Consider the following 13,496-nt stretch of genomic DNA (forward strand, 5'->3'; position numbering starts at 1 on the left):
GGGGGCCCAGGACTTGACGTAGAGGTACAGGACTCGGCCCAAGGGGCGAGAGGGTCGAGAGGTGCGAGAGCCCAAGACACCCGCGACGGCCTCCCGCGCGGTCAGGGCGCCCCGGTACGCGATGGCCTAGGCTCGCGCCGAAACGCGTACGACCGGGACCGACCAGGAGAAGCCGTCGCATGGCCAAGAAGCGCCGCCCCCAGCCCCAGTCCGCAGCACCGCAGATCAAGGACGGGGAGGTGCCGGTCGTCGGCGCTCGTGAGCCCTGCCCGTGTGGTTCCGGCCGCCGGTACAAGGCGTGTCACGGGCGGCGCGCGGCGCACGCCGCCACCGAGTTGGTGCAGCGCCCCTTCGAGGGCCTGCCCGGCGAGTGCGACTGGGTGGCGCTGCGCGAGCTGGTGCCCGCCGCCACCGCCGAGTTGACGCTGAAGGGCGGGCTGCCCGAGGGCGTGCCCTCCGTGACGCTGGCGACGGTGCTGCCGATGGCCTGGCCCGCGCTGCGCCGCGACAACGGGGCGATCCTGCTCGGGCTGCAGAACGACACCGCCTCCGGTGACATCAGCCGCGACCTCGCGGACACCCTGCAGCGCGCGCTGGACGCGGAACCGGGCAATCCGGTCGCGGCCGCACGCCCCTCCGCCGAGGGTCCGCGCCTGCAGGACCTGCTCGACCTGAACGCTCCTTTTGAGCCGACCGTCCACACGGGCTTCGAGTTCTGGGTGGAGAACGCCGAGAACGCCACCGGTGAGGTCGCCGCCTCTCTGGAGCGGGCCAACGCGGCCGCCATCCCGACCGCCCGGATTCCCGGCCTGGAGGGCGCGTACTGGTGCGAGGCGCCCGAGAAGAACCACCTGCGCTGGGTCACCGCCCACCCCGAGGAGCAGCTGCTGGACGCGCTCGCCCGGCTGCACGCGGCGGGCTCGTCCTCGCTCGGTGAGGGCACCCGCCTGGTCGGTTCGTTCCGCGCCCACGGGCTGGTCGTACCGGTGTGGGACCTGCCCTCCGCGATGGGGGCGGACGAGGTCGCCAAGCCGGCCGTGGAGTTCGCCGAGCGGCTGACCGAGGCGCTCGCGGCGAAGACCCCGCTGACCGCCGACGAACGCCGGGCGCGCGGCGGCCTCACCAACCGTCAGATCACGCTGAGCTGACCGTTGGGCTGACCGTCCCGGCGGCGCTCGTGCGCACCGTACGCATCGGGGGACCCTTGCGTGACGCCAGTCACAACTCCCCCTACCTGACGGTAAATAAGCGTCCGGAATTCCACGATCGAATTTGCGAACCGCCGATCTCTTGTTACGGTTCTAAAAGCCCGGTCGCTGGTGCATCCCCCGTCGCCAGCGACCGGGCGCTTCCATGTCCGGAGCCAGGTATTCCGGAACCAGGCATTCCGATCGGGCCGGACGATCAGCGCCCACGGACGAGCACGCCGGGCACGAGCACGCGCGTCAATCAGCACGGCCGAGCGGTACGGACGAGCAGTACGAAAAAGCAGTACGGACGAGCACGCGCGGCGATCAGCCCGAGCCACTGCCGTCCGGCGCCGGTCCGCCCACCTCCGGTCCGCCCGCCTCCCGGCCGCCCGCCGCCCGGCTCCTTAGCCCGCCGCCGAGTTGCTGCCGGAGCGCAACAGCAGCCGTTCCCCCGCCGCGTCCGTGAACTCCGCGACCGCCGCGTATCCGGTGCGGTCCCCGCGTACCGTCCGGCCGGCCGGCGTCTCGCACACGCCCGGCACATCGGCCGCCGGTACCTCGCAGTTCACCTGGATGCTCCGGCCGTCCGGGCGCAGCAGGGTCAGTACGGCCCGCAGCGCACCGCCGGTGACATTGCGGTAATAGGTCCGCGCCCAGGTCCGGCCGCGCTCGGTGAGCACACAGGTCTGCGCCTCGATGCCCCGCCCGGAGGCGAGTTCGGGGCCGCAGTGGGTGATCCGGCCGGAGAGGAGCGGCAGCCCGAGGTCGTCGAGCGGGCCGTCGAGGGGGCCGTCGGGGGATCCGGCCCGGGGCCCGGCGGCCGCCCGGGATCCGCCGGGACGGTGGGAGGCGGCGGCACCGGCACTCCAGCCTGCCCCGGCGCCGCGTCCCCCGGTCTTGGCATCGCGTTCGCCCGCCTTGGCGCCGATTTCCCCCGGCTTGGCGCCGTTTCTCCGTACCTCGGTGCCGCTTTTCCCCGCCAGGTCGCCTGCGAGCAGGGGATGGTTTTCGGCCGTGCGTGTTCCTTGTCCGGCGCGGGGGGCCGCGGCCCGGCGGTGCGGGAGCAGTGGGGCGGCCGGGCCGGCCGTCGCGACGCCGAGCGGTACGGCGACGGCGAGCGTCGCCACACCGGCGAGCCCGGTCATGCGGAGTTTCTGCGCACGCTGCATGGGCCCCACCTGCGATTGAGATGCCGTCGTCGACGCCGACGGCTTGACGGTGGGCCGAACCTATCGGCCGCGGGCGGTGCGTCCGGTCGTCCGGACACCCATTTCCCGTAGTGACCGGGCCCGTCACACCCGTACGGGTGAACCGCCCGCGGTTCCTTCGAGGTCGCCCGTGCCGCGCCCGTCAGTACGCGAGCCGGCTGCCGCCGTCCGGAGTGCTGGTGCTGGCCGTCACCAGGGCGTCGACGATGGTGGCCACCTTCGGCAGCCAGGGGGCGGCGGGGGCCGGGGGTCCCCCCTGCTCGAACGCAGTCGAGAGCTTGGGGGCCGCCGGCGGCCGCTCCCAGCGCACCCGGCCGGCGCCGATCTGGGACGGCGGGAGCACCACATAGCCGCCCTCGCCGTGGAACCGCAGCGAGCTGGGCACCCAGTCCTGCGAGTGCAGCAGCTCCCCCAACTCCGCGAGGCCGTACGGCGATACGAGCAGCGACCAGCGGGTGGGCGTGGCGACCACGGGGCCGACGCGGACGCCGAAGTGGTCCAGGGCGGCCAGCGCGCGGGCACCCGCGACCGCCGGCAGGCTCACCGCGCAGGGCGCGCGTCCGCCGGTGGCCAGCACGATCGGGGCGGACGGGCGGTTGGTCCACCACCAGCGCACCATCCGGGCGTCGGTGGTCGCCGCGAGCAGGCCGGGGTCGAAGGGGTGCGCGCCGGGCACCACGCAGTCCGGGTCGGGGCAGCTGCAGCGGCGGGTGGGCCGCTCGCCGAGGCCGAGCCGGGCACCGGCGGGCTGCCGGCCGGCGGGGCCGAGCGCCACGCCGGGAAGTACGGGCCACTGCCACTCGGTGGCGCAATGGAGCGCCGCACCGAGCAGCGCCGACCTCCCCGTGCGCCGGAACAGGTTCTTGCGTCGCCTTCCGAGGATCTCGCGCATGAGCGCTCGTTCCTTTCCGTTAACGCCAAGGGCTTGCCGAGGGCTTCGTCCATCGCTCTTCAAGGCACTGCTTGCCGGTCCGCATGGTCCCGCACGGGCCGCCCGATGCCGTGGTGGCGTTCTTGCGGCCCGGTCATGCACGCCGGGGTCGATCGCGCGTCGATCACGCCACGTGGATCTCTGATCACCGCGTGTACAAGGCAGCGCATCACGTCGTACGCCGAGCGGGGAACGTGGCGAGGGGTGGCGCGCGCATGGCGCTTGCGCTTCCGGTGGTTCAGTCCCCGCCACTTGGGAGTGCGTGCGGTCGTCGTCGTATGAGACGCCGGTGCCCGCCGGAGAGTTCCCGGTGCGAGCCCAACTGACCCCACACCTTTCCGAGTACGTACCCGCCATGGTGGTGATGACGCGCTGTCGATCGGCGCCAGTCGACCTCAAATTGACGCCCGTGGGGCTTTTTTCAGGCCAATCTACAGACCTCACGGACACCACAAACCCCACGGGGACAGTGCTGGACATCCCCTCTCTGGTGCGTGTACATGTGGAGCATTGATAGCGGAGCAGCATGACATGGGGGTTTGCGATGCTATTGAGGAAATTGAGCGCCCGAACGGATCGCACAACGTCACTCAACAAAAAGCCGCACTCCCTCACAAACAGCGGCCTGAACTGGAGCAATGCCTGGCGCGACGATAGCCGCCGGCCATGACTGCCCCTCACGTACCGAAAGTGGCTGGAATCGAACCAGCTCTGCCCGCTCCCACGCACACTGTCGGCCCGCATGTGGCGAATACCCCCGCGGACCCCGCCTCCGGCAGCCCGTCCGACCCTTCCGACGACGCGTCCGACACCGCCACCGACGGAGCCGGGAACGCCGCTCCCGACCCCCCGCCCGGCTCCGCCCCCGCCACCCCCGACGTCTCCGCCCTCGACCAACTCGCCGCCGTCCAGGACCGGCTGGCCGGCTGGATCTCCGACCTCAGCACCCTGCACGACCTGACCGAACGGCTCGCCCGCACACGGACGTTGGACGATGCGCTGCACGAGCTGCTGCGCGCCGGCGCCTCGCTGGTCGGCGCCCGCCGCGGTCTGGTCGTCCTGGCGCCGGCCGACGGACTCGGCCCGGAGACCACCGTCGGCCTCGGCCTCGGTCACGCCGAGATCGGTCACATCGAGACCGTGCCGCGCCGCGCCCTGTCGTACGCGCGGATACTGGACGGCCTTCCGGAGCCGGGCATCTCCGGCGACGACCCTCCCGAGGGCAAGGGCGGGCCCGAGGACCGCACGGAGATCAGCGAGCCCGACATCCCCGGGGAGAAGGACCTCGACCCCCGGCTGCGGGAGGTCGCCGCCCGCCTCGGGTACGCCGCCAGTTACGCCGTGCCGCTCACCGCCGATCCCGTCGGCCGGACCGGCGCCGCGGTCTGGCTCTACGACGAACCGGCCGTCCCCACCGAGCGCCAGCGCCACCTCGTCGGCCTCTACCGCAGCCACGCCGCCGAACACCTCGCCCGCCTCCTCGAACTCCACCGCAGCCGGCAGGCCGCCGCCACGCTCCGCGACGAGCTGCTGCCGCACCGGCTGCCGCGGGTCCCGGGCGTCCGCCTCGCGGTGCGGCACGCCACCGGCCCGCGCGGCGGCGGCGACTGGTACGACGCACTGCCGCTGCCGGACGGCGCGCTGGGCCTGGCCGTCGGCTCGGTGACCGGGTCCGGGCCGAGCGCGGTGGCCGCCATGGGACGGCTCCGGGCGTCGCTGCGCGCGTACGCGGTCATGGAGGGTGAGGACCCGGTCGCGGTCCTCTCCGACCTGGAGCTGCTGCTGCGGCTGACCGAGCCGGCGCGCAGCGCGACCGCGCTGTTCGCGTTCACCGAGCCGCCGCCGGGCGCGCCGGGCGGCCCGCCCGCGCCGCCGGTGCCGGGCGTACTGCCGCGGAAGCTGGTGCTGGCCGGGGCCGGTCACTGCCCGCCGCTGATCCTCGGGGATCTGCGGACGGAGTTCGTGGAGACCACGCTGTCCGCGCCCCTGGGCATGCTGGCCTGCTGGGAAGCGCCCAGCGTGGAGATCGAACCGGCCGGCGGCGAGACCCTGCTCCTCTACAGCGACGGGCTGCTGCACCGCACCGGGGAGCCGATGGACCGCGCCTTCGCCCGGTTGCACACCGCCGCCGCGGCCGTCCCCCGGGCGATCCGCCAGGATCCCGAGGCGGTGGCCGACCACATCCTGCGCACGATGCTGCCGCGGGGCCTGGACGACCCGTCGTCGGAGGAGGACGTGGTGCTGCTGGTGGCGTACTTCGAGGAGTAGGGCCGGCGATTTCGCAGGTCAGGCGGGTGAGCGGCGGTGCCCCGGAAAGGGGCGCGGCCGCTGCCCGACAGGTCACACCTTCTTGCCCCCTGGACCGTCATCCATCGGCACATACGATGGAATGCGGTTCACTCTTAAAAGGAGGCATTGTGACCGACGAGCTCACGCCGGAGACCCCGGACGAGGACGAGCAGCCGATCAAGCAGCGCAAGAACGGCCTTTACCCGGGCGTCTCGGACGAGCTCGCGGAGAACATGAAGAGCGGCTGGGCCGACACCGAGCTGCGCGACCTGCAGCCGATCGAGCAGGCCCCGAACGCCGCCCGCCGCCGCGCCGCGCTGTCCGCGCGCTTCCCCGGTGAGCGCCTGGTGATCCCGGCGGGCAACCTCAAGACCCGCTCCAACGACACCGAGTACTCCTTCCGCGCCTCGACCGAGTACGTCTACCTCACCGGCGACCAGACCGACGACAGCGTGCTGGTCCTGGAGCCCACCAAGGACGGCCACGAGGCGACGCTCTACCGCCTGCCCCGTTCCGACCGCGAGAACGGCGAGTTCTGGCTCAACGGCATGGGCGAGCTGTGGGTGGGCCGCCGCCACAGCCTCACCGAGTCCGAGGCGCTGCTGGGCGTGCCCTGCAAGGACGTACGGGAGCTGGCCGAGGCGCTCAAGGAGGCCACCGGCCCGGTCCGCGTCGTCCGCGGGCACGACGCCGGCATCGAGGCCGCGCTGACCGACAAGGTCACCGCCGAGCGCGACGAGGAGCTGCGGGTCTACCTCTCCGAAGCCCGGGTGATCAAGGACGAGTTCGAGATCGGCCAGCTGCAGAAGGCCGTCGACTCCACCGTCCGCGGGTTCGAGGACGTCGTGAAGGTCCTGGACAAGGCCGAGGCGACCTCCGAGCGCTACATCGAAGGAACGTTCTTCCTGCGCGCCCGCGTCGAGGGCAACGACGTCGGCTACGGCTCGATCTGCGCCGCCGGCCCGCACGCCACCACCCTGCACTGGGTCCGCAACGACGGCCCGGTCCGCTCCGGCGACCTGCTGCTGCTGGACGCCGGTGTGGAGACCGACACCCTCTACACCGCGGACGTCACCCGCACCCTGCCGATCAACGGCCGCTTCTCCGACCTCCAGCGCAAGATCTACGACGCGGTCCACGAGGCCCAGGAGGCGGGCATCGCGGCGGTCAAGCCGGGCGCCGCCTACCGCGACTTCCACGACGCGGCGCAGCGGGTGCTCGCCGAGAAGCTGGTCGAGTGGGGCCTGGTCGAGGGCCCGGCCGAGCGGGTGCTGGAGCTCGGCCTGCAGCGCCGCTGGACCCTGCACGGCACCGGCCACATGCTCGGCCTGGACGTCCACGACTGCGCCGCGGCCCGCACCGAGACGTACGTCAACGGCACGCTGGAGCCCGGCATGGTCCTCACCGTCGAGCCCGGTCTGTACTTCCAGGCGGACGACCTGACGGTCCCCGAGGAGTACCGCGGCATCGGCGTCCGCATCGAGGACGACATCCTCGTCACGGAGGACGGCAACCGGAACCTCTCGGCCGCGCTGCCGCGCCGGTCCGACGAGGTCGAGGCCTGGATGGCCGGGCTGAAGAAGTAGCCCTGGTTCCCCTGGTTCGCGGGGAAGCAGCTTTGAGTCACGGGCCGGTGGCGTCGTCCACCGGCCCGTGGCCTGCCCGCCGGTACGCGCCGGCGCGGGCCGCGGCCCACACGGCGGTGGCCGCGGATTCCGCCAGCGCCGGGTCGACCGGGCGGCGGGCGATCAGGATCCGGTAGTAGAAGGGCGCGCCGAGCGCCGACATCACCTGCTCGGGATCGGTGTCCGCGGGCAGTTCGCCGCGCGCGACGGCCCGCTCCACCATCTGGCCGGCCAGCGCCAGCCGTTCGCCGAAGAAGGACCGCAGCACGGTGGCCACCTGCGGATCGCGGGCCGCCGCGGACACCACCGCCTCGATGAGCCGCCGCATCGGCGGCTCGCCGTAGAACGCGCTTATCGAGCGGGCCAGCGCATGCAGGTCGCCCGGGAGCGTGCCGGTGTCCGGCAGCGGCACATCGGAGCTCAGTTCGGTCAGCAGGTCGCAGACCAGGCCCTCGGTGCTGCGCCAGCGCCGGTAGAGCGTCGCGACGTGGATCCCCGAGCGGTGGGCGACCTTCTCCATGGTGAGCGCGGCGAACCCGCCGGCGCCCAACTCCTCGAAGACCGCGGCCAGTACGGCTTCGCGGGTACGCGCCGTGCGCCCGCCGGGTCGGGTCTCGCCCGGGGCGCCCCGGGGCTGGTGCGCTGTCGTCACGCCGGCTCCGTATTGCAGTGCGGGATCACGCCAAGTATTGTCCGGGAAAGACTAACGCGAGCATCTTCGCGTTAGATTTGGTGTGCGCCGGTCTCGCAGGGACAGGGGACGCCGCGGGGGAGGTCCTCCCACCGCGAGACCGCCGCCGCCATCCCTCCCGAACAGGCACTTTCCGGCCAGCCCGCGACCTCACGAGGCACTTCCGCCCTTACACTCCGCGCCGCCGACCCGATCCCGCCCACGGCTCCCGCCGGCACCTCAGGACGCCATCGGCAAGACATGCCCAATCTGCGTCGGGCTGGAGCAGCCTGCGACTCTGCTGCAACGGCTCGGGGACACCCGGCACGTCCTCGCCCAATCCGGCACATGATCTCGGATGTCGCCCAGGCCGGTCGTGCACCGTCGTAGGCCCAAGGTCGGCCGGTCTGTCGATAGTCCTCCCATGGGGATCGGCTGGGATCCTGCTCCCTAGAGCCGGTAAGCGGTCCACCAAAGGCTGATCAACTGTGGGTCATGGTCATGCCAATATCTATCTCCTCAGGCCCCTCAGAGCGACATGAAACCCCCCAAGTGGAATCCCGTCGCTTGGCAGACTCCCTTGGGTTGACCACTGGGGGGATGCATGTCAGGCAAGTTAAAGGTCCATTTCGGGACCTTGACCGAGGCCACCGATGAGCTCAATTCCATAGCCAAGTCGCTCCAGGAGCACCTGACGGAAGTGGACCGGGCCGTTCGCCAGGTTTCCGAGAGCTGGGAAGGTGACGCCCGGGAAGGATTCGCCGCCTATTACCAGCGGTGGCGTGCCGCCTCGCGCAGCCTGCACCGTGCGGTTCGCGCGTTGCACAAAACCGTGCACACCGCACACGGCAACTACTCGGCGGCACGAACCGCCAACCTGCGCATGTGGGGAGGGGGCCGATGAGCCGCCCTCCCGGCCATGGCGGGAAGCCGATAGACCTGCATCCTGAGGACCTGCACCGCGTCGCCCTGATGTTCGCCAAGGGCCAGGACCGCCTCGAATCGGTCTCCTCCAAACTCAACGCCGCCCTGCAGAGCGTCGCCGGCATGGCGGGCAACGATGATTACGGCCACAAGTTCGGCAAGAAGTACGATCCGGCCGCCAATGCCCTTTTCCGTACCCTGTCCGGCGCTGTACGCGCGATCGGTCAGCATTCCACCGGCCTGGTAACCACACAAGGCTGACCACCACTCCAACGCCAAGGCCTCGAAGGGCGGACCTGAGCAATATCCGGCGCCCCCTGTGGTCATCGACGTGATATATCCCGACCTGGACTCGGCCATCGGTCCGGGCGACAGCGACGTCCCCGACGTCATCGCCAAGTACTGGCCCAACGGCCACGAGGACATGCTGCGTTTAGCAGCGACCGCCTACCGGAACGCAGCCGCCGAAATCGACAACATCGGCACTGCCCTGCACCAGCAGGTGCGCTCGATCACTGACAACGGCGACGACGACTCCATCGACGCCATGGCCGACTTCTGGGCGCAGATATGGCAAGGCAGCGCTCGCGCCGGCAAGGCACCTTTGTCCGCGGCCAAGCACGCCTGCGACGAACTCGCCAAAGCCTGCGAGTCCTTCGCCCACGCCATCGACGAAGCCCACAGCGACGCCGAGTGGAAGCTCGGCGCGGCAGGAGTCGCCATCACGGTCACGACGGCGCTGGGCCTCATCCTCACCCCCTTCACCGGCGGCACCTCGGATGCCGGGGCCGCCGCACTCGACGGCGCAGAAGCCGCCGCGATCCTCGGCGGGGTCGAAGTCGCCCTTGACGACTCCCTCGCCACCATCGGCACCGAAATGATCGCCGATCTGGAAACCTACCTCCAGGCTGCCGCCGACAGCGTCCCCGAGTTCGAGGCGGTCGACGCCGAAACCACCGAAGTCGGCCAGGTCCTCGAACGCGAACTCGCCGAAACCGAAGCCCGCGAGCCCGCCGGTGTGGGCGGCCGGGGCGGCGGAGGAAGCAAGCCACCAAACAATGGTGGAGGTGAAGAACCGCCTCCCGAAGAACCAGAGCCCGGAAAAATCGACGAGTCGGAGAAGCCCTTCAACCCGGAGGAACGCAAGATCGCCGAGCTGCTTGAGTCCGAGGGAAAGCATGTAAAGGCGATCAAGGAATCCGAAGTCGATGGAGTCAAGACCGCAGATTCCGAGGTCGACGGAACACCTACAGAGTTCAAAAGCCTGCAGCCGGGCGCCCGCGCCAACACGGTAAAAAATCAGCTCAACTCGGCGAAGAAGCAGGCCCGGGATGCCATCATAGACACGCGCGGGAGCGGGCTCGGCGAAGGCGAGGCGCGCGAAGGCTTGGAGAAATTCCTGCGCAACAATCCGCCCGGCCGGATGGACTTCATCAGGATCGTTGGAGACGGCTTCAATATCGTTTGGCCATAGGAGTGCGCATGAGCAACTATCACTACATCTTCATTCACCCTGGATATCCCGTCGACCCAATGATCGCGGACATCTCCACCGCCTGCGGGGTGACATTGCGACCAGCGCAGGATGAATTCATAGACTTCAGCGCCGCTCTCGATCGAGCGGCGGTCGAAGTGGAGATCGACCACGAATATGAAGAAGATCACAGAATTCCGTTCGAAAAATACGACTCGATGCTGACCGTTCGAGATTTTGACCGCGATATCGAACGCCAGGAAGTCATTGCAAAACAGATCTTCGGCAACCTCGCCAACACCGGTAAGTACTCACTTGCTCTCGTGCTGGATCTTCAGAAATTGATCGACTCGGCTGGGCCACCTCTCTAAAAACGCGTGTCCAGGGAGGGACTGGCGTACGACCACGGCGTACGCGTCGGTGTTTGCTCGCGCTTCGGTGTTTTGCTCGCGCGGTGCACACCGGGCCGCGATTCTCGCCGGGTTGAGCGTTTCGGCAGGGCAGAAGCCGTAGCTTGGCCGGCTCCCGCTACGACGCCATCGGCAGCGCCGCGCCCTCGCGCCATTTGAGGATCTTGTCGAAGCTGACCACCGCGCCCGGGCGGCCGGTGCGGTTGCGGTAGCGGACGTGGTCGGTGAGGGCCTCGATCAGAAAGAGCCCCCGGCCGGCCTCCGCGTACGCGGGGGCCTGGGCGGGGGCGGGGGCCGGCAGGGGGCGGTCCGCGGGGCTATGGGGCGGGGCGGCGGGGGCGCCGCGGAAACCGGGGCCCGAGTCGGTGACTTCGATGCGGCAGGTGTCGCCGTCGATGAAGACCGTGACGCGGTAGTCCTCGGGGGCTCCGTCGCCGCCGTGCTCGACGGCGTTCGCACACGCCTCGGACAGTGCGACCGACAGGTCGTAACAGATGTCCGGGTCCACGCCCGCCGTTTCCATCGTGCCCAGCAGCAGACGCCGGGCGAGCGGCACGCTCGCAGCCTCGCGCCGCAAATGGAGTGACCACCAGATGCTCATCGCTCCAGCCTCCTGGCCGCGGCTCGACATATCGATACGTATTGCCGTGCCCCAAGGTCCGTAAGCATGTCCGGGACGTGATACCGCTCATTCGGCGGATGCGAAGAGTGAGCGCATCGGTGTAGGCGCAGCGCCGCGCACGCGCCTCCGCGCGCCCTCCCGGACGCCCTGGACGCCCCCGGGAGGCACCGCCTCGGGCCGCCCTGCCGTAGGACGCGGGTGCGGGCAGTGGGATGATGGCGCGGCCATGATTGCCCCGCCCGCCTCCCCAGCGCGCGCGGCCGCGGACCTGCGGCTGCTGAGGGCCGCGGTCTTCACCGCGGTCTGTGTCGCGCTGTCCGCGGCCGGGCACATGATCGCTTCCTGTGCCGCCGTCCCGCTGTGGACGCTGGGCGTCGCCGCCGCCGTGGTGTTCGCGGTCGCGGCGCCGCTGGCCGGCCGGGAGCGGTCGCTGCCGGGCATCGCCGCGGGACTCGCCGTGGGCCAGCTGGCCCTGCACTCGCTGTTCGTGTGGGGGCAGGTGTGCGGCCTGACGACCGCCGAGCGGATGGCGCGGCAGCGGATGCCGATGGCGGGGATGGCGACCGGCTCCGGAGGTTCCGGGCACGGCGCGCTGTCCGACGCGACGGCCGTGGACCTGGCCCGGCACCTGATGTGCGGGCTCGGCACGGGCCGGCTGGACGGTGCGCGGGCGCGGCGGCTCCTCGACGGGGGCGGCTACGACATGGCCTCCGCGGCCGGTCTGGGCACGCCCGGCGGACCGGCGGCGGCCGGTGGCGCCGCCGCCGACCCGGCGATGACGCACGGTCTGCTGCCGTCGCTGCCCATGCTGCTGGGCCACCTGCTGGCCGCGCTCGCGGTCGGCTGGCTGCTGCGGCGGGGCGAGGCGGCGCTGTGGCGGCTGGTCCGGCTGTCGGCCCCGGCGGCGTACGAGCTGACCGTCCGCGCCCTGCTCGGTGCGGTGCGCGGGGTGCTCGCGCTCGTCGGCGCCCTGCTCGCGGGTCTCGGCGCGGCGCACGAGGCGCTGCTGCGCGCCCTCGTTTCGTACGGGGATGACAAACCCGGCCCGCAGGGTGCCGCGCTCGACCACAGTGTGATCCGGCGAGGGCCGCCTGCCGTGACCGCCCTGGCCCTCGCGGCCTGACGTCACGCGACGCACGCTCCCACAGGACGGGTACGGGCTCGCGCGGCGTCGCCGTGGGCGTGCCACCGATCACCGTCACCCGTATCTCTCTCCTTCCTGTGGAGTGCTTTCCATGCCGAACGCGTCGACCATGCCCAGCGAGCCCACGATGTCCGGGATCTCCGGAACTTCCGCTACTTCCCAGTCCTCCGGAAGGGCCGGATTCCTCAGGACCCGGCTGCCCCTGGTGGGCGGGATCGCGGCCGGCAGTGTGCTGCTGCTCGCCGGGCCGGCCTTCGCGCACGTCAGCGTGCAGCCCGGCCAGGCCCCCAAGGGCGGCTTCGCCACGGTCAACTTCAAGGTCCCCAACGAGCGGGACAACGCCTCGACGGTGAAGCTCGAGGTGACCCTGCCGACCGACCACCCGCTGGCGTCCGTCATGCCGCAGCCGGTGCCCGGCTGGAAGGTCTCGGTCACCAAGACCAAGCTCGCCAAGCCGATCGAGATGGAGGGCGAGAAGATCACCGAGGCGCCCTCGAAGGTCACCTGGACCGCCGACGGCAAGGGCGTCGAGCCCGGACAGTTCCAGCAGTTCCCGCTCTCCATCGGCCAGCTGCCCGAGGACGCCGACCAGCTCGTCTTCAAGGCCCTCCAGACGTACGACAACAAGCAGGTCGTGCGGTGGATCGAGCCGACGAAGGAGGGCGGCCCGGAGCCGGAGAACCCGGCGCCGGTGCTCAAGCTCACCGCGGCCGAGGACGACGCGCACGGCGCGGCCGCCGATGCCAAGAGCGGGGACAAGGGCGGGGACGCGAAGACCGTCGCGGCCGCCGACACCAGCGACAACACCGCTCGCCTGCTGGGCGCCGCGGGCATCGTCGTCGGCGTCATCGGCGTCGGCTTCGGCGTGTTCGCCGGCCGGCGGCGCAACGCCTGATCGCCACCACGGGCCGGCGGCGCCCCACCGCGCCGCCGGCCCGGTGCCCCGTTTCCCCATGAGCGGGGCACCGGACCACACCACACAAACGGGATACATCTGCAATGCGTAGCG

The 13,496-nt window shown here is 71.1% G+C and carries 13 protein-coding genes; 9 read left to right on the forward strand and 4 right to left on the reverse strand.

Annotated features, from left to right (window positions below; translation table 11 throughout):
• Positions 1-179 precede the first annotated feature (179 nt).
• A complete protein-coding gene (locus ACGF4C_RS01740) occupies positions 180-1,148 on the forward strand; it encodes a DUF5926 family protein (RefSeq protein ID WP_393562421.1) in 969 nt (322 codons plus the stop codon).
• Between the two features lie 446 nt (positions 1,149-1,594).
• Here the strand turns inward: ACGF4C_RS01740 and ACGF4C_RS01745 are convergent, their stop codons facing one another.
• Both ACGF4C_RS01745 and ACGF4C_RS01750 read right to left on the reverse strand, forming a co-directional pair.
• Positions 1,595-2,359, reverse strand: coding sequence for a hypothetical protein (locus ACGF4C_RS01745; RefSeq protein WP_393562423.1), 765 nt, complete (start codon positions 2,357-2,359; stop codon positions 1,595-1,597).
• Positions 2,360-2,540: 181 nt separating this feature from the next.
• A complete protein-coding gene (locus ACGF4C_RS01750) occupies positions 2,541-3,290 on the reverse strand; it encodes a bifunctional DNA primase/polymerase (protein ID WP_393562425.1) in 750 nt (249 codons plus the stop codon).
• A 705-nt stretch (positions 3,291-3,995) separates the two neighbouring features.
• On the opposite strand from ACGF4C_RS01750, the gene ACGF4C_RS01755 reads away from it, so the two are divergent.
• Positions 3,996-5,597: a PP2C family protein-serine/threonine phosphatase gene (locus ACGF4C_RS01755; RefSeq protein ID WP_393562427.1), complete on the forward strand. Its 1,602-nt coding sequence runs from the start codon at positions 3,996-3,998 to the stop codon at positions 5,595-5,597.
• Between the two features lie 149 nt (positions 5,598-5,746).
• Positions 5,747-7,204, forward strand: coding sequence for an aminopeptidase P family protein (locus tag ACGF4C_RS01760; protein WP_393562428.1), 1,458 nt, complete (start codon positions 5,747-5,749; stop codon positions 7,202-7,204).
• A gap of 37 nt (positions 7,205-7,241) precedes the next feature.
• On the opposite strand, the gene ACGF4C_RS01765 is transcribed toward ACGF4C_RS01760, so the two are convergent.
• Entirely contained in the window at positions 7,242-7,895 is a 654-nt protein-coding gene (locus ACGF4C_RS01765; protein ID WP_393562429.1) for a TetR/AcrR family transcriptional regulator, read from the reverse strand.
• Positions 7,896-8,517: 622 nt separating this feature from the next.
• Here ACGF4C_RS01765 and ACGF4C_RS01770 point away from each other — a divergent pair.
• Genes ACGF4C_RS01770 through ACGF4C_RS01785 form a run of 4 tightly spaced genes read left to right on the forward strand, consistent with a single transcriptional unit; the run spans position 8,518 to position 10,682 of the window.
• A complete protein-coding gene (locus ACGF4C_RS01770) occupies positions 8,518-8,817 on the forward strand; it encodes a WXG100 family type VII secretion target (protein WP_393562431.1) in 300 nt (99 codons plus the stop codon).
• A complete protein-coding gene (locus tag ACGF4C_RS01775) occupies positions 8,814-9,098 on the forward strand; it encodes a hypothetical protein (RefSeq protein WP_393562433.1) in 285 nt (94 codons plus the stop codon). The genes ACGF4C_RS01770 and ACGF4C_RS01775 overlap by 4 nt, the downstream gene beginning before the upstream one ends.
• Positions 9,099-9,156: 58 nt before the next feature.
• Positions 9,157-10,311: a hypothetical protein gene (locus tag ACGF4C_RS01780; RefSeq protein ID WP_393562435.1), complete on the forward strand. Its 1,155-nt coding sequence runs from the start codon at positions 9,157-9,159 to the stop codon at positions 10,309-10,311.
• Positions 10,312-10,319: 8 nt separating this feature from the next.
• On the forward strand, positions 10,320-10,682 hold the full coding sequence (locus tag ACGF4C_RS01785) for a hypothetical protein (protein WP_393562436.1): 363 nt from the start codon (positions 10,320-10,322) through the stop codon (positions 10,680-10,682).
• 157 nt (positions 10,683-10,839) lie between these two features.
• Here the strand turns inward: ACGF4C_RS01785 and ACGF4C_RS01790 are convergent, their stop codons facing one another.
• A complete protein-coding gene (locus ACGF4C_RS01790; RefSeq protein WP_393562437.1) occupies positions 10,840-11,322 on the reverse strand; it encodes an ATP-binding protein in 483 nt (160 codons plus the stop codon).
• A 247-nt stretch (positions 11,323-11,569) separates the two neighbouring features.
• Here ACGF4C_RS01790 and ACGF4C_RS01795 point away from each other — a divergent pair, with 247 nt between their 5' ends.
• Positions 11,570-12,466 carry a hypothetical protein gene (locus ACGF4C_RS01795; protein WP_393562439.1) on the forward strand — a complete coding sequence of 299 codons (897 nt, stop codon included), beginning with the start codon at positions 11,570-11,572 and terminating at the stop codon, positions 12,464-12,466.
• Between the two features lie 148 nt (positions 12,467-12,614).
• Complete coding sequence (locus ACGF4C_RS01800; RefSeq protein ID WP_393562831.1) at positions 12,615-13,382, forward strand: YcnI family protein; 768 nt, start codon at positions 12,615-12,617, stop codon at positions 13,380-13,382.
• Positions 13,383-13,496 lie beyond the last annotated feature (114 nt).

This window comes from Streptomyces sp. NPDC048197 (assembly GCF_043202395.1).
Taxonomy (GTDB): Bacteria; Actinomycetota; Actinomycetes; order Streptomycetales; family Streptomycetaceae; genus Streptomyces; species Streptomyces siderophoricus.